General features: G+C 43.9%; 17 protein-coding genes. 9 read left to right on the top strand and 8 right to left on the bottom strand.

The genetic code is table 11. The annotated features are described in order from the left end of the window. Nucleotides 1–50: 50 nt before the first annotated feature. Nucleotides 51–2429, bottom strand: a complete 2379-nt coding sequence (locus R3289_RS04980; protein WP_318924387.1) for a DNA polymerase II — start codon at nucleotides 2427–2429, stop codon at nucleotides 51–53. A 93-nt stretch (nucleotides 2430–2522) separates the two neighbouring features. Next, nucleotides 2523–3293, bottom strand: coding sequence for a nucleotidyltransferase domain-containing protein (locus tag R3289_RS04975; protein ID WP_318924386.1), 771 nt, complete (start codon nucleotides 3291–3293; stop codon nucleotides 2523–2525). Between the two features lie 322 nt (nucleotides 3294–3615). On the opposite strand from R3289_RS04975, the gene R3289_RS04970 reads away from it, so the two are divergent. Next, on the top strand, nucleotides 3616–3942 hold the full coding sequence (locus R3289_RS04970; RefSeq protein WP_107284453.1) for an HI1450 family dsDNA-mimic protein: 327 nt from the start codon (nucleotides 3616–3618) through the stop codon (nucleotides 3940–3942). 82 nt (nucleotides 3943–4024) lie between these two features. On the opposite strand, the gene emrD is transcribed toward R3289_RS04970, so the two are convergent. From emrD to R3289_RS04955, 3 genes are all read right to left on the bottom strand, one after another. Continuing rightward, nucleotides 4025–5233: a multidrug efflux MFS transporter EmrD gene (emrD, locus tag R3289_RS04965; RefSeq protein ID WP_318924385.1), complete on the bottom strand. Its 1209-nt coding sequence runs from the start codon at nucleotides 5231–5233 to the stop codon at nucleotides 4025–4027. 393 nt (nucleotides 5234–5626) lie between these two features. After that, a complete protein-coding gene (locus R3289_RS04960; RefSeq protein ID WP_318924384.1) occupies nucleotides 5627–6226 on the bottom strand; it encodes a GTP cyclohydrolase II in 600 nt (199 codons plus the stop codon). Nucleotides 6227–6582: 356 nt separating this feature from the next. After that, nucleotides 6583–6948, bottom strand: coding sequence for a hypothetical protein (locus tag R3289_RS04955; protein WP_318924383.1), 366 nt, complete (start codon nucleotides 6946–6948; stop codon nucleotides 6583–6585). A gap of 365 nt (nucleotides 6949–7313) precedes the next feature. On the opposite strand from R3289_RS04955, the gene R3289_RS04950 reads away from it, so the two are divergent. Continuing rightward, nucleotides 7314–8219, top strand: coding sequence for a manganese-dependent inorganic pyrophosphatase (locus tag R3289_RS04950; RefSeq protein ID WP_318924382.1), 906 nt, complete (start codon nucleotides 7314–7316; stop codon nucleotides 8217–8219). 77 nt (nucleotides 8220–8296) lie between these two features. Here R3289_RS04950 and R3289_RS04945 read toward each other — a convergent pair whose 3' ends face one another. Beyond that, on the bottom strand, nucleotides 8297–9535 hold the full coding sequence (locus tag R3289_RS04945) for a patatin-like phospholipase family protein (RefSeq protein WP_318924381.1): 1239 nt from the start codon (nucleotides 9533–9535) through the stop codon (nucleotides 8297–8299). 104 nt (nucleotides 9536–9639) lie between these two features. Further along, on the bottom strand, nucleotides 9640–9729 hold the full coding sequence (locus R3289_RS20535; protein WP_413466675.1) for a YnhF family membrane protein: 90 nt from the start codon (nucleotides 9727–9729) through the stop codon (nucleotides 9640–9642). Nucleotides 9730–9874: 145 nt separating this feature from the next. On the opposite strand from R3289_RS20535, the gene R3289_RS04940 reads away from it, so the two are divergent. From R3289_RS04940 to panP, 6 genes are all read left to right on the top strand, one after another. Further along, nucleotides 9875–10477: a hypothetical protein gene (locus R3289_RS04940; protein WP_318924380.1), complete on the top strand. Its 603-nt coding sequence runs from the start codon at nucleotides 9875–9877 to the stop codon at nucleotides 10475–10477. A 375-nt stretch (nucleotides 10478–10852) separates the two neighbouring features. Further along, the gene (locus tag R3289_RS04935; RefSeq protein ID WP_318924379.1) at nucleotides 10853–12334 is read left to right on the top strand and encodes a sodium-dependent transporter; all 1482 of its coding nucleotides are present in this window, start codon (nucleotides 10853–10855) and stop codon (nucleotides 12332–12334) included. Nucleotides 12335–12336: 2 nt separating this feature from the next. After that, complete coding sequence (locus tag R3289_RS04930) at nucleotides 12337–12438, top strand: MetS family NSS transporter small subunit (protein ID WP_318924378.1); 102 nt, start codon at nucleotides 12337–12339, stop codon at nucleotides 12436–12438. A 208-nt stretch (nucleotides 12439–12646) separates the two neighbouring features. Continuing rightward, the gene (locus tag R3289_RS04925) at nucleotides 12647–13159 is read left to right on the top strand and encodes a hypothetical protein (protein ID WP_318924377.1); all 513 of its coding nucleotides are present in this window, start codon (nucleotides 12647–12649) and stop codon (nucleotides 13157–13159) included. 47 nt (nucleotides 13160–13206) lie between these two features. Further along, nucleotides 13207–14187 carry a DUF2860 domain-containing protein gene (locus tag R3289_RS04920; protein ID WP_318924376.1) on the top strand — a complete coding sequence of 327 codons (981 nt, stop codon included), beginning with the start codon at nucleotides 13207–13209 and terminating at the stop codon, nucleotides 14185–14187. 152 nt (nucleotides 14188–14339) lie between these two features. Beyond that, nucleotides 14340–15986 carry a pyridoxal-dependent aspartate 1-decarboxylase PanP gene (gene panP / locus R3289_RS04915; RefSeq protein WP_318924375.1) on the top strand — a complete coding sequence of 549 codons (1647 nt, stop codon included), beginning with the start codon at nucleotides 14340–14342 and terminating at the stop codon, nucleotides 15984–15986. A 362-nt stretch (nucleotides 15987–16348) separates the two neighbouring features. Here the strand turns inward: panP and torR are convergent, their stop codons facing one another. After that, the gene (torR, locus tag R3289_RS04910; protein ID WP_318924374.1) at nucleotides 16349–17062 is read right to left on the bottom strand and encodes a two-component system response regulator TorR; all 714 of its coding nucleotides are present in this window, start codon (nucleotides 17060–17062) and stop codon (nucleotides 16349–16351) included. Between the two features lie 200 nt (nucleotides 17063–17262). On the opposite strand from torR, the gene torC reads away from it, so the two are divergent. Then, complete coding sequence (gene torC, locus R3289_RS04905; protein WP_318924373.1) at nucleotides 17263–18429, top strand: pentaheme c-type cytochrome TorC; 1167 nt, start codon at nucleotides 17263–17265, stop codon at nucleotides 18427–18429. The last annotated feature ends 72 nt before the right edge of the window (nucleotides 18430–18501 follow it).

Genomic DNA, 18501 nt, shown 5'->3' with positions numbered 1-18501 from the left:
GGGATCAACCCTGTTGATCCCGAAAATTTTCTTGTTACGCCAACTCAATGTCAAAATAACCCCAGCTGAGGGGCTGTGATTTCATCAAAACCGCGTCCGATGAAAGGTAAAATCCCATCGGCGACGGGCTTCAACTGTTTGTCGACATAATGGTTGTAATCAATCAGGCTGGTTAAGGCCTCTTTCGGCTCGGGGCCGTTTACAGTGATCAGATATTCTATCCAGCCGCCATTTTGATACTGCAACGCCCTGCCCATTTTTTCATTAATGTCATCAGCCATTCGGGCAGCACGAACATGAGGTGGCACATTTTTCTGATAGTCAGACAAGTTACGTCGTAACCTTTTTCGGTACACAAGATTTTCATCCAATTCACCAGCATTGGTTTTTTCTACATAATCACGAATATATTCTTCAACATCCTGATTGTGAAAAACTTTATCGTACAAGACTTTCTGAAAATCCTGAGCCAATACCGTCCAATCAGTACGGACAGTTTCAAGGCCTTTGAAAATAATCGTTTCTTCATCACCTTGACAGACTAATCCCGCATAACGTTTCTTACTCCCCGTATCCTGCCCTCTGATCGTTGGCATCAGGAATTTTCGATAATGCGTTTCGTATTCAAGCTCAAGGTAGCAATCAAGGCTATATTCTTCACGAAGATGGTCTTGCCATGCTGCATTGATATCGACAACCAATTGATCGCCAACCAAATCGGCTTCGCCTTGGGTATGACTTCGACCTAAATGCACGAAGACTGAATCCGTATCACCATAAATAACGGTGTAGCCTTTTGCTTCAATCATCTCTTTGGTGCGGGAGAGTACCTCATGCCCGCGCATGGTAATCGATGATGCTAAGCGGTGATCAAAGAACCGGCAGCCAGATGAACCTAACACCCCATAAAATGAATTCATGATGATCTTGATGGCTTGTGAAAATGCCTTATCTCCATCACGTTTTGCTTGATCGCGCGCTGACCATAAATCCTCGATCATTTGGGGTAAGAAATGCTTCTCACGATGGAAGCGCCCGCCGCGAAAACCGGCAATAGCCTGATCACTCTCTTTCCCTTCCTCCAATAACACCCCTTCCACCAACCCCATAGGATCAATGCGAAATGAGCGAATAATCGAGGGATACAGTGATTTAAAGTCCAGAACCAGTACCGCATCATAAAGGCCCGGTTTCGAGTCCATTACGTAACCGCCAGGACTCGCAATCCAATTCTCACTCTCAAGGTTAGGGGCAACATATCCCGCCCGATGTAATCGTGGTAAATAAAGATTGGTAAATGCCGCGACAGATCCGCCAACCCGATCTAATTCCACCCCCGTTAAGCGGCTGCGCTCCACGGCGAAATCGAGTAAATGGGTATGCTCAAAGATCCGGGTAACGAGTTTGCAATCCTGCAGATTATACCGAGCCAGCGATAGTTTATCGTGCCGGAACATATGGTTAATTTCAGCCATGCGATCATGCACGTTATGAATTTGCTTACCTTCTCCCAGCAACTCTTGGGACACCGATTCAAGTGACCAGGAGCGAAAGTTATAGGTGGCGGTTTTCAGGGTATCAATACCATCAAGAACAACCCGACCGGGTATGCTAATAAAGCCCTGGTTAGGATTTTGTGTCGACTGACGCCAGTGCGGTATTTGTTTACCACGACCGATCCTCAGGCTCAGTTTGTTCCACTCAGCGCGCTTTAACAATAACCGGAAATCAAAGTCGATAACATTCCAGCCGATGATGATGTCGGGATCAAACTGAGAAAACCAGGATTCTAGTGCCAGCAGCAGTGCTTTCTCTGAATCTACCCACTGGATCCATGGCTCATCATGAGCTTCAGGCTTTGGCGACCCCACCATGATGACGCGGCTATCCACCTCGCAATGTAAGCCAACCGAATACAAGACCCCTTTTTCTGAGCATTCAATATCTAACGACACCACGCTTAATTCAGGCAGATAATCAGCAGCCTTGGCTTTAACGTCCGAATATTCGACATAGCCTAATTTTTGTTTAGGCGAACCCGCGAACACCACTCCGCCGCGAATAAATCGCTCCATAAGAAAACGATCGGCCAGGCGTATATCGGTTTCAAAACCCGCCAGTCCCTCGGCAGCAAGTATGGCGGAAATTTGTAAGCTATCGCGTACCGTATGGGTATAACAAGCATTAACAGGTTTATGTTGAAAGTTCTGCAGCGACACCTTTCGCCACTGTACCTGGAGATTAGCGGCACCAAAGGCTTGAGATGCCTGTTGCTGCTCTTCCACAGGAATAAAACAGACTGGTTTGTCACCATGAATAAGTAAACGACAGGGACCGAGATCAGTTTTAACCCATAGCACGATCTCCGTCTGACCGTGATAATCGCGACTTTGTCGCGTTAAAACAAAACCTGTTAAGTGAGTTTGCAAATAAGCCTCAAAAGCATCAATGAAGGAAAAACATAGCGGATCAATAGAATAAGTCGCTATTGGACGAAACAGTAAAATAGGTGGACAGTTAGGTTAACCAATTTTCCGATCTATCTTCTCAAACTCTTTCACTATCCAGTTACCAAACTGTTCAAGAAGAAAGAGCGCTGCACGCTTTGGTACTTGAGTGCCATTAATAAGAGTAAATAACCGCTCCACTTCAAGACTTTTATCAGGGTAGTAATTCAAAAAAGCGGCGGCGCATTGTTCTGACGTATGAGCCCAACACTTTTCTCGATGCATCACGAGTGAAAAGCAGCTTCGAAGCATTTTCTTCGCAATATACTGGCAATAATCAAGGTAATTACTGACCACTTTCGTCTTCATGATCTTCTGGCGGTAAACGGTCAGTTCATCTTTGATATCACCATTTAAAGCCTTCGCCACATCCCAGCTTGGTTCAAAGCGACCAAAACGGGTCGACAGATCTTCGCCGTACAAACAGAGACAACAGTGCTTTAGCCAAAAGCCCCACTTAAAAATGGCCTCAAAAGAGAGTACGTGGGATAAATATCCAACTTTAATCTCAACCGAAGGTACATCGGGATAGTAGGTAGATAGACGCCACTTTATCGTATTGAGCAGCGACTGCTCAGACGTGGTAAGTGGTCGCTGAAGAATTAACGTCAGATTCAGATCTGACTGCCCCCATACTGCTTCTCGGCGTGCAATACTACCAAACAGATAAAGACTATGGAACGCCCCGCCTAATCCAGTTCGCAGCTGCTTAACGGCATCTAGCAATACGGGTACATATTTCTGTTGAAAAGGCGTTTGGCCATCTAATACGGGTAACCCTTTCACCACTAGCCTCTTTCTCTCTATTTATTGTGTTTTTGTCACAACCACTGGCTTTTATTTGCAACAAAACAACTAATACCTAATATTATCGCGTATTCTACCAAATCTAAGGCTCTGTTGACCAAACAGATTAACCCCGCTTACTGAACGGTAATCTGACCTGCCACCACCACATTTTCACGCAGCGAGATACCCGCGACTAAGTCTCTTAGCAACATCAAAAAAGCGACGGTGTTTCCAGAAATGTCTCGTCACCCCCTTACCTCGACACCATAAAGCATGTTCTAATATGCCTTCACTCACAAACCAGAGATATGTGTAGTACATGGATACATCAAACCTAATTTCTTTTGACGACGTTATTGAAGCGGCTTACGACATCTTCCTTGAAATGGCCCCAGAAAGTCTTGAGCCTGCAGACGTTATTCTTTTTACTGCTCAATTTGAAGACCGTGGCGCAGCTGAAGTCGTTGAAACACATGATGATTGGGCTGGACATGTTGGTTTTGACGTCGATAAAGAACGCTATGCCGAAGTTCGTATTGGTCTGGTCAATGAAGCAAACGACGAGCTTGACGATGTATTCGCAAGAATGTTGATTAGCCGCGATCCTGAACATAAGTTCTGCCATATTTTATGGAAACGCGATTAAAATCGTATTTCTAGAAACTAGAAAATTAGCGTATAAAAAAGGCGATGTGGAAATACATCGCCTTTTTTATGCAAATAACATCCTATGCTAATACAGGTGTATTGGGCTGTTGACTACGACGAACCCAAAACAGGCTAATAGCTACCAGAACAGACATCACGGTTAGTACCGCACCGAGGCTGAATTGGTCCTCTGCACGCATAAATGCTGCGGCTAAAGTCGCAATGCCGGCCCCCAGGTTCTGCAATCCACCAAGTACGGCTCCTGCTGTACCTGCATGTTGAGGAAAAGGCTCAATAGCGGCGGTTGTTGCTGCGGGGAACAATACACCAGCACCAATAAAGTAAATAAACGCGCCGCCAATCAATGAGCTTACTGTAACTAACCCCGCCATACCCGGGATCAAAATAGTTAACGCTCCCAAACTAATCGCAAACATACCAAAATTCATCACACGAGCATTACCAATTCGCTTAACCATGAAGGCCGACAACCATGCGCCAATTAAGTAGCCTGGTAAAGGTAAAACAAATAACCAGCTGACTGTTTGCGGATCCAATTTAAGCACGCTGCCCAGCAATACCCCCGCAGCGGCTTCAAAGACAGCAATCCCCGCAAACGTTGCAATCAAGCAAAGCACATACCCCTGAAAACGGCGGTTACCCAGCACATAGCGATAGCTGACCCACACACGCTCATAACGACGATTTTCTACGGGTAGTGTCTCGGTAAACATCGCCATCATGGCAACAGTAACAACCGCCCCAAATACCAGTAAAAATACATAGCTGGCAGTCCAGTCAAACGTTGATGAGAGATAACCACCTAAAACCGGCGCAATGAGTGGAGAGAAAATTACGCCCATACTAACCAGGCTGTTTGCCTTGTGCAACGCCGCACCGTCATAGCAGTCACGGGTTACAGTTCGACACATCGCGCCGCTACAGCCAGTACCAGCACCTTGAATAAAACTTGCCAGTAAGAACAACTCGAATGTAGGGGCAAACAATGCGCCCACAGTACCGACTAGAAAGATCACCATTCCGACAATGATCACTGGGCGACGCCCAACGCGATCCGAGAGCGGTCCATAAACAAATTGAGACAGACCATACGGGATTAAATAGGCCGCCATAACTGCCTGTAGATATGACGACTTAATAGCAAACTCAAGTGCCATCACAGGAATGGCTGGTACATACATAGTTTGCGTCATCTGACCGACAGCAGCCAGAATGATAATTAAAAATAACAACTTTGACATTTTAGCAGAAGAAGATTGCTGAACCACAACCCATACCCTCGCAACAGAACAATATAAAGGAAATTTACGAGCATTTGATTAAATCCGCCCGAAATCAGGATATAATTCTAAATATTTAAACAAAATTAAAAAACAAGGCTTCTTTATAGAGATTATACAGTTTATAACTTCACTCAAAGAGCGATGATAATAATTGTGAAAAGATATTCAAGCAAGAAATTAGCGTGCCACCAAGCACGAAACTTTATTATGATTTAGATTAGAAAAAATAATGGATAATTGGGAGTGATGATTTAACAAAGAACCATAAATAGAAAAGCCCCGAATACTCGGGGCTTTTCTATTATTCGATATTTTTTACGTTTCAGCGCAATCAAGTACTGCGTTACGAGCATAACGTTGTTGAAGAATGGCAAATTCTCAATCGAAATTGAACCGGTGTTTGCCATGACTCGCTTTTGTTTTCAGGTAACTTTCATTGCCGTCTTTAACATGTGTTTTGGTGCCGACTACTTCAACGATTTTGATACCACACCTTTCAAGATCGTCAATTTTCTTCGGATTATTGGTAATCAGGCGGATCTCATTAATGCCGAGTGCTTTTAGCATTAGTGCCGCTTCGTTGAAATCACGCAAATCATCACCGAAACCAAGATGGTTGTTTGCCTCGTAGGTATTCATCCCCTGGCTTTGCAGCTCATAAGCATCGATTTTATTGTACAAACCAATACCACGGCCTTCCTGACGCAAATACAGGATGATGCCTCCGATCTCGCCCATTTTTTCAATGGTTTCATCTAACTGCTCACCACAGTCGCAACGAGATGAGTGAAATACATCACCGGTTAAACACTCAGAGTGCATGCGTACCAATGGTGCTGCTGCCTGCTTGTCAGCATCATGAAAAATGACGGCAACATGTTCTTTGCCAGATTCAAGGCCATTAAAAGAAAGTAAGTCTGCTGAAATATTACTCTTCAAGCCGACTTTAAAAGGCACTCTCGCCCTTACATTAACCATTTTGTTCCTAGTACTTCTTAATGGCCCTCTGGGATCGGGGTTATTTGGGTTAGTAGAACTTGCCCATTTAAACGTTAAAGTACACTTCTGTACCTTAACTCGCATCCCAGAAGGCTGATAATCTTCACCAAACACCCAAATATCGTAATCGCATAATTCGAATCACTTTATACGACAGGCAGGCATTCCTCTATATTGCTTAGATGATATCTAAAATAATTGCGCTACAACAGCACTACAGAACAAGATCTGTTATCTGTTCCTGTGTTTCATAATATCAATGATGATTGTTATATTATAACAAAACAATGCTGAACTCATTATGCAACAGTTTTGAAAGAATCAGAACCATCAGGCTATTTTCGCTTCAGGCCATATTTCTTCTCCCATTCAGGGTGAAGAAATACACAAGCAGATAAAAGAGTAAAACAGATAACGATAACCATGATGATAAACATTCTGATCCAATCGTCTCCCATCATTAAGCGAGTTGACAGCATTTGATAGGTCGATAGCATCCAAATCAATGAAGCTCCCAGCAAAATGACTTGCAATGTACGAGCAGCCCAGCTTTTATGTGCACAAAGCAATAACGGTGTAGCCGCCAATCCAAGACTGACCAGAATGTCACCTGCACGCAAAAAATGTGCTGCTAGTAGCCATAAACTGATCAGTACAGGTAACATTAATCTTATGTTTAAAAGAGCTGGTCGTGCTTGCATTTCACTATTCCTTACAGATAACTTGCAATATACATACACCTTTATGACCAAAAAAGGAAGTCAGGAACGACCTGCTGTAATAACGCATTAATTGTGTGGATTAAGATATCCCGCTTGATCACACTTCTGCCAATAAAGCATCTTCTTCGTACAGTAAGAATAATAAAACCGCTCAAAAAAGCTCTCAATTTAGCCAACCGCACCTTTTATTGCCCTGCTTTAATTGTTATTTGTGAAAAAACATCTAGAATTGCCCGAGTTTGATCACTTGTTCTGACAATGATTTTAACAATCAGCAGATCAGGTTAGTCCCATTCCGTCTTACAGCAAGGTTTTGCTGTACCTGACACAGTAAAGGAAACATCATGATTCAAGTTGTAGGTCACAAAAATCCTGATAGTGATAGCATCTGCTCAGCCCTTGTCGGCGCTGAACTTCTTAAGGCTCGTGGCCTGGAAGCTAAAGCCGTTCGTCAAGGCGAACTAAACCGAGAAACGCAACATATCCTGGAGCAAGCTGGCGTAGAACAACCAGAAATGTGTACTGGCGTCGCTGGTCAAAACATTTGGTTAGTAGACTATTCTGACCTTGCTCAAGGCCCGGATGATATTGCTGATGCTGAGATCTTGGGTATTGTTGATCACCACCGCTTGGGCGATGTAACGACAACCAATCCACTAGAAGCTTGGATCTGGCCGGTTGGTTGTACTTGTACCATCATGTTCAACCTGTTCAAGATGGAAGATGCCGAGATCACTCGCCCACTCGCGGTTCTGATGATGTCAGCGATTTTAAGTGATACCGTTGGCTTTGCTTCCCCTACTTGTACTCAGAAAGACAAAGACGCTGTAGCAGAGCTAACAACTATTGCGGGTATTGAAGATCTTGATACCTTCATCAAAGATCTGCTAATTGCAAAAACTGATATCGAAGGCCTTTCTGCCTCTCAGCTGGTTGAAAAAGATCTTAAAGCTTACCCATTCAACAACCGTGATGTTGTTGTGGGTCAAATCGAACTTGCTACTCTTGAGCAAGTAGACGGCATGATTGATGAGCTTAATGCAGATCTTCAGCGTCGTTGTGATGAAGATGGTCTGGCAATGGCAGCCTTAATGCTGACTGACATTACTAGCAGCACAACGCGCCTGCTATTCAAAGGTGAATGGAACGCAACCTTAGAGCAATATGCTGACAATGGCCTGCTGATGATGGAAAACACACTCAGCCGCAAGAAACAAGGCTGGCCTTGGCTACAGAAAGTTCTGGCGTAATAAAATCTGTGATTTCTGCCCGAACTTGAAAAGGAACGCGATTGCGTTCCTTTTTGTTTTTGGATCGGTTGTTTTATTTAAAGCTTGCTGTGTTCATTAAGTTTTGTTGTTTCATTCAGAGCATCCGAAAAATGTTCAACGAACTGTCGGCCGATTAGTTTCCCTTCGCGGTAGTCAACTTCCAGATCATCTTTTTCACTCAGCAACGCTCTGCTACGCAATCTTTTATCGGGCGCAATTTGAATCACCTTTAATCCTTCAGGAGGCTGAACCAGAAATTCATTTACTTCACGGCATGTCTGATAGTAACGAGCAAGCATTTCAATGACTTCGCTACTTTTTCCCTTGCCCGTAATAGATAAAAACCGTTCGATATTGTCGGAAGTAAACCATTTTCTACCGTCAGCATCCATCTTCTTCGGTTCGATTAACTCAGATATAACCTTTTGCTGCTCTTGTAAGCGCTGCTGTTCTTTTTCTATCACCTTATCGTTCCGCCCCTCCTTCCACAACTCAAAGCGCTGGGTGAGATCGTTGTGAATCGACTTAAACTTCTCAAGCGACTGGTTCAGATTAAGCTTCTCAATATATTGCGGCAGGCTAGATTCAATTTTCTCGCGCCAGTCATCAAACACCCTAACCCCGTCATCACTGTTTTCAAGAGGCTCAGTTCTTACCACAACAACGAGATCAGCCCCGCGTTTCCAGGCTTCTTGAACAGGAACGGCAGCACTTACACCGCCGTCAACCCACTCCAAGTCTTGTAAGTTTACTGGCTGGTTATACAACATGGGAATTGCACATGTTGCTCGAAGTACATCGCGCCAGTTTTCTTGATACATTGGCAAATAAATATCTGCCAAGGTGTCTTTGCGAGTGGCACACGCAAATGCCTGCCGATATTGTAGGTTTCGCCGCGCAGTCACAATATCGAGTGGTGTCAGGCCTTCAGCTGATATCGTATCCAGCGCCCAGTCTAAATTCATCGGTTTTTGTTTACTAAGGTACTTATACAGATTAAAAAATTCATCATCTGTGGTGTAATTAACAATGAAATTGTAGCTAAAACTAGACTGGCGGCTAATAAATGAAGAGAGGTTGAGCGCACCGGCAGAAGTACCAATATACAGTTCGAAAGGATCGAACCCAGCCTCAAGAAAAGAGTCAAATACACCCGCAGTAAAGATACCCCTCTGGCCTCCCCCTTGCACAACAAGCGCTATTTTCTTTCTCCGCCCACTACTCAGTTGGGTAGAGAATGCGCTTACCATTTGTAAATCAAAGGCACTTAAGCTGAACGGCAGATGATTCGTCATAGTCTACTCACGTTGATACTTACGAAGACATACTATTGACAGAATAACATCTATTACAAAACAGAAACGGAATGAAGTAGAAAAAACACGTCGTGCATGCCGCGTCACGCCGTAATCGCAGTAAGACCGAATCCAATCAATATAGTCAATGTTATAACTGCTGCAATAATTGCAAATTTCAGATCTTTATCCATATCGCGACCCACAAATAACAATAGATTAACAATACGATAACCTCACTTCTGGGGGACTTCAAGATTCTCGTCAAATAAAATGTGAGATTTTAGAATAGCTGTCACAATTAAGCATAATATCGAAACATAACAATGAGACAAAACGATGAAGTTACCGGCATCACCATACACTCTAGGATGTATTATCTTAACCTTTGTCTCACCCGATGCTTTTGCCGAGCAACCGCTATATATTACGCCTTATATTGGCTATACCTTTTCTAATCAGATAACCGATGAAAATGGAATAAAAATTCAACCCGAAAACGATCAACATTTCGCGTTGGCCGTAGAAACGAATATCGAATCCGGCCGTGTAGGGCTTTTTTTAAGCCACCAGCCCACTGAAATGAGAGGCTTTGAAAGAGACAGTTCATTTACCTATCTTCATTTCCAGAGCTCGCTGCGCTATGACGTGGTGACTGAACTCAGCGCATTTTTTGGGGCAAGCGTAGGAGCAACCTTTGTCGATGCAGACTGGTCAGAAAACAGTGTCTTATTCTCTGGCAGTTTATTCGGCGGGGCTGAATATAAAATGAATAAAAATGCCAAAATTGTTTTTGAGGGTCGCTGGTTAGCAAACTTCATCGACAGCCGTACAACCGCTATCTGTCACTTGCCAACAGGAAACCAAACCTGCCACATAATCGTCGATTCAAAAATCCTCAGCCAAGTCCAAACCAATATCGGCATTAGCTTTTCTTTCTAGTTACCAATTCATATGGCCCTTTAATACTATTTACGACCCTAGCCACTAGTTTTTGGCTATTTTGCAGTCATTTTTACAATCATTTAAAATAAAATTAATACCTTAATTTAACGGAAAAGATAGTGATAAGCACTGCTTAATCACCACCAGACCCCCCTATTCAATAATCTACAGAGCAAAAAACTAAACGTTAACACCACAAGCTCATATAATTAACAAACACATACTCTATTGCTTTACAAATTATCTCTGGTTAATCTCATCTCATTACGTGGTCTATCAATCCATATTCCACGGAACAGGACGATGAATTAGAGAATATATCTCTAATAAAATTAAGTTTCATAGAGAATAGCAGTACATAAGGAGATGTTTATGAAACGAGAACAATGGGGTTCCCGTGCCGGGTTTATCTTAGCTGCCGTTGGCTCTGCCATCGGTCTTGGTAATATTTGGCGCTTCCCGTATATGGCTTATGAAAATGGCGGTGGCGCATTTTTTATCCCTTACCTTTTTGCCATGATTTCCGCCGGTATTCCCTTTATGATCATGGAGTTTACTCTGGGTCACAAATTACGAGGTGCCGCTCCCCGCGCATTCTCTAAGCTGGGTGGCAAACTTGAATGGCTGGGGTGGTTCCAGGTATTTATTGCTGCCGTTATTGCTGTCTATTATATCGCAGTCATTGGCTGGGCTATCTCTTACCTTGGCTTTTCATTCACCCAAAGCTGGGGGGCAGACACCAATGCCTTTTTCTTTGGCGAATACTTACAATTAGGTGATAACTCACCAACTAAGCTGGGCTTTGTGCAGATGCACATTGCAGTTCCAATGATTCTTGCGTGGGGTATTACTTTTGCCGCTATCTTTACCGGTGTTAAAGGCGGTATCGAGCGTGCAAGTAAGATCATGATGCCCTTGTTGTTTATTATGGTACTTGGCTTAATCACTCGGGTATTGTTCCTGCCTGGTGCCTTGGATGGACTTAACTATCTATTCCAGCCAGACTTCAGCAAGATCCTCGATGCTAAAGTCTGGTCGGCAGCATACGGACAAATCTTCTTCACCCTGAGTGTTGGTTTTTCTATCATGATTGCTTACTCCAGCTATCTGCCAGAAAAATCGGACATCAATAACAATGCATTCATGACCGTACTGATTAACTGTGGCTTCTCAATTACTGCTGGCGTTCTTATCTTCGCAGTATTGGGTTATATGGCGCAGGAACAAGCAAAACCTTTGACAGAAGTGGTCTCCGCAGGCGTCGGTCTGGCCTTTGTCACCATTCCGGCAGCTATTAATTTATTACCGGCACCGTACATTCTTGGTCCGCTGTTCTTCCTGGCACTGGTTGTTGCAGGCTTGAGTTCACACATATCAATCATTGAAGCGGTAACCTCTGCAATCATTGACAAATTGAGCTGGACACGTAAAAAAGCCGCGTCTGTTGTATGTGGTGTCGGCTTTGCCGTCTCGATGGCGTTCGCAACAAACGGGGGGCTGCTGCTGCTTGATTTGGTTGATTACTTCATTAATAACGTCGCACTGCTAACAAGCTGCCTCGTCGAATTGATTGTGATTGGCTGGCTATTTAAAGTCGCTGATATTCGTGAATATGCAGACAACATCTCTGAATTCAGCATTGGCAAGTGGTTCGACGTTTGTATCCGCTTCCTGAGCCCTGCAATGCTGGCAATGATCCTTGTCACTAACCTTTCAAATACCTTGACTGACGGTTACGGTGGCTACGAAATGTCTGACTTATTACTACTTGGCTGGGGGTTGATTGCAGCAATGTTTGTAACTGCCGTTGTTATCAACCTGACATCCAAACCACAAAGCCAGCTGGAGGGCTAATTATGACAACAGGTGCAATTATCATGATGCTGTTTGGCCTTGGTATTACCTGGGGTGGCGCAGCTTACTGTATCGCCCTGGCAATGAAGGGCAACGGAAAATAATTTATATTAGAAAATCATAAGATTAGCTAATTAACCAAAAAGAGGCTCATTGAGCCTCTTTTTTAATAACAGCGGCATAACTGCCATGATCGTCAACTCACATATTTGTTAGCCACAAATCATTCCCGCAAAGAATCCTTTTCTTTCTGACAATCATCCCGTTACAATCATCACACAAAGTTCAACACTGACATTTAAAGGATAGGCAATGAAGTTACCTGCTGTAGTTCTTTCATTCGTACTGCTTCCTGGTACTGTATTCGCGTCAACTGGCAGTTGCGAGAGCGATAAATATCACCAGTATGTTGATGCCTCGCTTAGTTGGTATCAAAGCCTGGTTGATTTGGCTGTAGAGAAAGATCAGGGCCTAACGGAGGTTGGGGAATGGTTTTTAGAAGGTCGTAAACATCACTTTGAACTCAACCGCGAAGCCGTTGACTGGTATTTAGATAATGATAAAAGTCGCTTAGACCTGTCTCTTTCCGTTGAATCATGGCTACAACTCACTCAAAACGACGTTAAGAAACTGTCGCAGCAACAAAATGCGCTTGGTGTTTACGCAAAGAAAGCGTTTGAAGATCGCCAAAGTAAGCCCCACCCAAAAAACTATGAGCTTCGTAGTGCATTTGCAGAGCTTCTCACCCATCCGGGTAACATTGATAAGCCGCTTAGTGCCTATAACGAAAAAATGACAAAGGTTGCTAATATCGAATGCCAATAACACCAGTCAGAATAATTTAATAACATTATTTTTCACAAGGAAGCAATATGAAGCCTCTTCACTTAGGCGTGCTCATCTGTCTGGCCTCTGCGCCTGTTATGGCTCAACCTGGCCAAAAATGGCAACCTGGATTTAGCGGCGATATCTCCCTGCTGGCGGGGTTTACCCAAACGACTTCACAGTTTAATACTGACAATCAAACAACCTCTTCCCTGTTACAGCCTGGTGAAAAAAAAACTGAAGCCCTGATTGCCCCTTTGGGCTCGCTGCATTACACCTTCGACGGTGCCGATAAACAGTTGTTCTTTGGTACAAGTCGTTCTGATGTTGCTTTAGGCCGTTTCCACGTTGAATTAGGTTACCGTCAATCACTGCAACAAAACGGCATGCTCAGCATCAGTTATGTGCCCGGCCTGCTTAGTCAGAACACATGGCAGGACCCCTATATCGAAAATCAGCCACGCAAAGAAACCGATTCAAGCATTCAGGGCTTACGCTTTCAATATGAGAAAATTTTAGGCTCTGATTTTTCCGTCGAAGTCGCCGCTGGTCAGCAAAAAATTGATGATGAAAAAAGTGGTCAAGAGTATTTCACACCACAAGAGCAAGCGTTATTAGAAAGAGAAAGTAACATCCTGTATCTGCAAGGAGCTTACCGCCATACCATTAGCGCTAAACGCTTTTTGCGCAGTGCTGTGAACTACACCCGTATAGATGCTGACGGTAAAGCAATGGCTAGTCATATTTATGGTGCCGAAATCGGTCTTGTTCAATTATTACCAAGCTCAAGCTTTGCGCTTACCTTGAGCTATGATCGTGCCAGATTTGATGATGACAACCCGGTATTTGATCAACGCCAGATGGATGACCGCTGGAGGGCTTTTCTTGCTTACGCATACAATAAACCGTTTGGCTGGAAGAATTGGGGGCTGGTATCATTGATTGGTTACAGCGATAGCAACTCAACCATCAGTTTTTATGATGAAAAGTCACTTGTAATGACGGTTGGCGTTAACTATGTCTTTTAACTTCAGCCAAAATACCGATGAGTAATATCAATACTCTTACCTGAGTTTATTAAGTAATTCCTATATCAATGTGGAATTTTCCGAGACATCGATACCAAATTCCATTAAATTAGCAATAATTTGCGGAAGTTAACCGAAAGTACCAATTTATTATGGCAGTGGATAACAGAAAAGCCGATGCGTCATTAGAATCTTTGCATCGCATTTTTACAGTGCCGGAAGCACCCGAATCAACCCTTGGATTGATTGAGCAAAAAATATCGCAGAACCTGAATGAGTTTTTGCGTACCCATATTGCCGCGAGTGAAAAACCGCTTGCTGAGATTGAAAAGGACTTTTCTTCTGCTGATATTCCTGAAAGTCCTACCTTCGTTTCCGAGCACACCCAATTTTTACTGAACAAGCTGGTAGCCCAATCGGTGCATACTTCTGCGCCGAGTTTTATTGGTCACATGACCTCAGCCTTGCCTTATTTTCTGATGCCTCTATCAAAAATCATGATTGGTCTGAACCAAAACCTGGTTAAGATCGAGACATCAAAGGCATTCACCCCATTGGAACGTCAGGTTCTGGGAATGATCCATAACTTAATCTTCAATGAAGACGAGAGTTTTTATCAGCAATGGATGCATAGCGCTAACCACTCTCTCGGGGCGTTTTGCTCCGGTGGAACGATCGCCAACATCACTGCGCTCTGGGTTGCACGAAATAACGTATTGAAGCCTGACGGCGAATTTCGCGGTGTTGCCCAGGAAGGACTATTCCGGGCAATGAAGCATTACGGCTATGATGACCTGGCGGTGTTGGTGTCTGAACGTGGCCATTACTCCTTAAAGAAAGCCGCAGATGTACTTGGCATTGGTCGCGACTGTGTTATTCCGGTCAAAACGGATGACAATAATCGTGTCCGTCTTGACGAACTCAGAGCCACCCTCAACTCACTGAAAGCGAGAAACATTAAGCCGTTCGCGATCGTGGGTGTGGCTGGTACTACGGAAACAGGCAATATTGATCCGCTTGATCAACTCGCTGACATTGCTGTTGAGCATGACTGCCATTTCCATGTAGACGCCGCTTGGGGTGGTGCAACGTTGATGTCTAATAAATATCGCTCACTACTCAAGGGAATAGAGCGTGCTGACTCAGTAACGATTGATGCTCATAAGCAACTGTATGTACCGATGGGTGCGGGTATGGTAATTTTCAAGAATCCGGCCTCCGTGGCTGCGATTGAGCATCATGCCGAATATATATTACGTAAGGGATCAAAAGATCTGGGTAGCCATACGTTAGAAGGATCGCGGAGCGGCATGGCCATGCTGCTGTTCGCCAGCATGAACATTATTAGCCGCCCAGGCTACGAAATGCTGATCAACAACAGTATCGAAAAGGCCAAATACTTTGCTGAACTGATCAGGCAAGACCCTGATTTTGAACTTATCACTGAACCTGAATTGTGTCTGCTAACTTACCGTTACGTGCCAGCGGAAACACAAAAAGCCCTTCAGGCAGCAAATACCGGAGACAGGCTTACATTGCTAGATGCTCTGGATGATCTGACAAAATTCATTCAGAAAAGACAGCGTGAATCAGGCAAATCATTTGTCTCACGTACACGTTTGACACCGGAAAAATGGGATCACAAAATCACCACCGTTTTCCGTGTTGTGCTGGCTAATCCCTTAACGACAAATGACATTCTGAAAAGCGTACTTGAAGAGCAGAAAGAACTCGCTCAAGAAAGCCTTCATAGCCTGCCTCAAATACGTCAAATCACAGCACGTATTTTACAGCGATAAACGCTGGATTTTTAAACAAAATAAAGCCTGACCACTGTCAGGCTTTATTTATAGCCAAATAACCTCAAAATTAATCCATTCATATTCTTCTACTTCACACTCAAACCAAGTGAACACTCTGTTAATTACATTAACTTACCCAAGATCTGTGCATCAAAGAATTAACCTGCAAGATGGCCTAAGCAGAGCCAGAATGTTAAACCCATTAACAACCAGTAACATCACTTGATTTAAATCAAAAAAAGGTCCGATTTTTAACTAAAAAAAACCGGCATACACAGTATGCCAGCTAATTTATTACAAGTTATGACGCCGCTATAAATAATGATTTTCTCGTTGCAAACAGTCAGCCTCAACGCATTTTAATCGCCCGCAAACATGTACCCTTCACCGTGAACAGTGACAAAGATTTGAGGGTTTTTCGGATCAACCTCCATCTTAGAACGCATCCGTCGAATAAGCACATCAATGGTTCTGTCGTTCGGTGCTTCTACCCGGTGACTTAACATATTCAGGATTCGCTCACGACTCAGCACAACATTTGGATGTGAGGAAAAAGCAACTAACAGTTCATATTCTGCCTTGGTCAATTTTACTGGCAAGCCATTATGAGTCAGCGCGCGTTTATTGATATCAAACTGCCAGTCACCGAAACGAATAATGTTATCTTCGTGCATTTCCACCATGGTTTCATCACGCGCTTTTTCAACTAAGCCCATGCGCCATAACAAGTTTTTAACTCTAACCAGTAACTCACGTAGTTCAAACGGCTTAGTGACATAATCATCGGCGCCCATCTCTAACCCGACGATACGATCAATACTATCGGTACGGCCTGTCACTAAGATAATACCGACCTCAGAGCGGCTGCGTAACTCGCGAGTCAGCATCAAACCATCTTCACCCGGAAGGTTAATATCAAGCATCACAAGGTCAATTTTTTCAGCAGCCATAATCTTACGCATCTGCTCGCCACTGTCCGCCTCGCTGACTTTATACCCTTCATTTTCAAAATACCCGACAAGCTTGGTACGGGTCACAATCTCATCTTCTACAACAAGCACATGATGACTCATTTTTATCTCTTTATTTATATTTCAGCAGGCATTAAAACGGTAGCACAACAATAGCCTGTTAACAATTTCTCATAAGCAAGCCAAAACTGTTCATGCCAACCCTTAACCTTTTTCACATCGTAGTTTTAAGATTAAACCATAAAAATTTATACGTCACCGTACTTTACGGCAGGCATTCATTATTTCTGGAATCTTCCATTATGAAAAAACTTTGGCAAAAGTTGATTAGACCAAGCAGCAAGTATCCAATTCTTGCGCTGGTATTTATCGGCATCATTATTACTCTTTCGGGCACGTTTGTTGTCCACAAAGGCTTTGAAGTCACATCGACTATCGAATTCTGTACTTCTTGCCACACCATGGAACAGAACTACGAGGAATACAAAGAAACAGTTCATTTCAAGAATGCTTCCGGTGTTCAGGCTGTCTGTGTTGACTGTCACCAGCCAAAAGATTTTCCAGGCAAAGTTATCCGTAAACTCGAGGCAGCAAAAGATCTCTACCATCATTTCGTAACCGGCAAGATCGACACACCTGAAAAATTTGAAGATAACCGCTTGCATATGGCACAAACCGTCTGGGATCGAATGAGCAGCCAGAACTCCAAGACGTGTAAGAGTTGCCACTCATATGATGATATGGACCACAGCAAACAGTCTGCCAAAGCGGCATTTGAGATGAAGAAAGCGGCAGCCGAAGACATGAACTGTATCGAATGCCACAAGGGTATTGCCCACGAACTGCCTAACATGGCTGGTGGCTTCCAGAAAGATTTCCAAGAGCTTCAGGCAACGGCGAATACGCAAGGCGCGGCGGCTGAGACACTTTACTCGCTGGGTGAAAAAGACCTGTATGCCACCGCTGATGCCAACGGTAAAACAGAAGGCAAACTTCTTCCTGCCTCTGAAGTTGCGGTTCTTGAGCGTAAAGATGACATGCTGAAAATCAAGGTTGACGGCTGGCTTGAAAAAGCGGGTAAAGGCCGTGTGATGACAGAATACATGGGTAAACGCGTTTTCAAGGCGACAATCCGTGGCGACGTGAAAGCATCGGAACAACTTATCGAAGAACAAACTGATACCGCAACAGACATCGTCTGGCAGCACGTTTCGGTTGAAGCCTGGATCACCGCTGAAGACATGATTGACAACATTAAGCCAATCTGGAACTACGCAGAAGACATGTACGGCGCAACGTGCAATGCCTGCCATGCCGCACCAGACCCGGCGCACTTCACTGCAAACGGTTGGATCTCTGGCCTTAATGCGATGAGCGCCTATTACCGTCTGAGCAAAACTGAAGAACGCACATTATTGAAGTACCTCCAGAATCACGGTAAAGACACTGGCGGCGCTGGCGCACACTAATTCCTGATAGGCGGGGATGGCGATATAAATCACTCTCCCCGCCCTTTGAAAAAGAATTTTAATTAAAGGATT

The sequence above is a fragment of the Photobacterium sp. genome, from assembly GCF_033720175.1.
Classification (GTDB): domain Bacteria; phylum Pseudomonadota; class Gammaproteobacteria; order Enterobacterales; family Vibrionaceae; genus Photobacterium.
The sequence above is the reverse complement of the archived record's forward strand: the minus strand, read 5'-3'. Positions and strand labels throughout refer to the sequence as shown.

Excerpts from the sequence above, each read along its gene's own strand:
- R3289_RS04970 (WP_107284453.1), top strand. The coding sequence starts at position 3,616 with ATGGATACATCAAACCTAATTTCTTTTGACGACGTTATTGAAGCGGCT.
- R3289_RS04960 (WP_318924384.1), bottom strand. The coding sequence starts at position 6,226 with ATGGTTAATGTAAGGGCGAGAGTGCCTTTTAAAGTCGGCTTGAAGAGT.
- R3289_RS04955 (WP_318924383.1), bottom strand. The coding sequence starts at position 6,948 with ATGCAAGCACGACCAGCTCTTTTAAACATAAGATTAATGTTACCTGTA.
- R3289_RS04950 (WP_318924382.1), top strand. The coding sequence starts at position 7,314 with ATGATTCAAGTTGTAGGTCACAAAAATCCTGATAGTGATAGCATCTGC.
- R3289_RS04945 (WP_318924381.1), bottom strand. The coding sequence starts at position 9,535 with ATGACGAATCATCTGCCGTTCAGCTTAAGTGCCTTTGATTTACAAATG.
- R3289_RS20535 (WP_413466675.1), bottom strand. The coding sequence starts at position 9,729 with ATGGATAAAGATCTGAAATTTGCAATTATTGCAGCAGTTATAACATTG.
- R3289_RS04940 (WP_318924380.1), top strand. The coding sequence starts at position 9,875 with ATGAAGTTACCGGCATCACCATACACTCTAGGATGTATTATCTTAACC.
- R3289_RS04935 (WP_318924379.1), top strand. The coding sequence starts at position 10,853 with ATGAAACGAGAACAATGGGGTTCCCGTGCCGGGTTTATCTTAGCTGCC.
- R3289_RS04930 (WP_318924378.1), top strand. The coding sequence starts at position 12,337 with ATGACAACAGGTGCAATTATCATGATGCTGTTTGGCCTTGGTATTACC.
- R3289_RS04925 (WP_318924377.1), top strand. The coding sequence starts at position 12,647 with ATGAAGTTACCTGCTGTAGTTCTTTCATTCGTACTGCTTCCTGGTACT.
- R3289_RS04920 (WP_318924376.1), top strand. The coding sequence starts at position 13,207 with ATGAAGCCTCTTCACTTAGGCGTGCTCATCTGTCTGGCCTCTGCGCCT.
- panP (WP_318924375.1), top strand. The coding sequence starts at position 14,340 with ATGGCAGTGGATAACAGAAAAGCCGATGCGTCATTAGAATCTTTGCAT.
- torR (WP_318924374.1), bottom strand. The coding sequence starts at position 17,062 with ATGAGTCATCATGTGCTTGTTGTAGAAGATGAGATTGTGACCCGTACC.
- torC (WP_318924373.1), top strand. The coding sequence starts at position 17,263 with ATGAAAAAACTTTGGCAAAAGTTGATTAGACCAAGCAGCAAGTATCCA.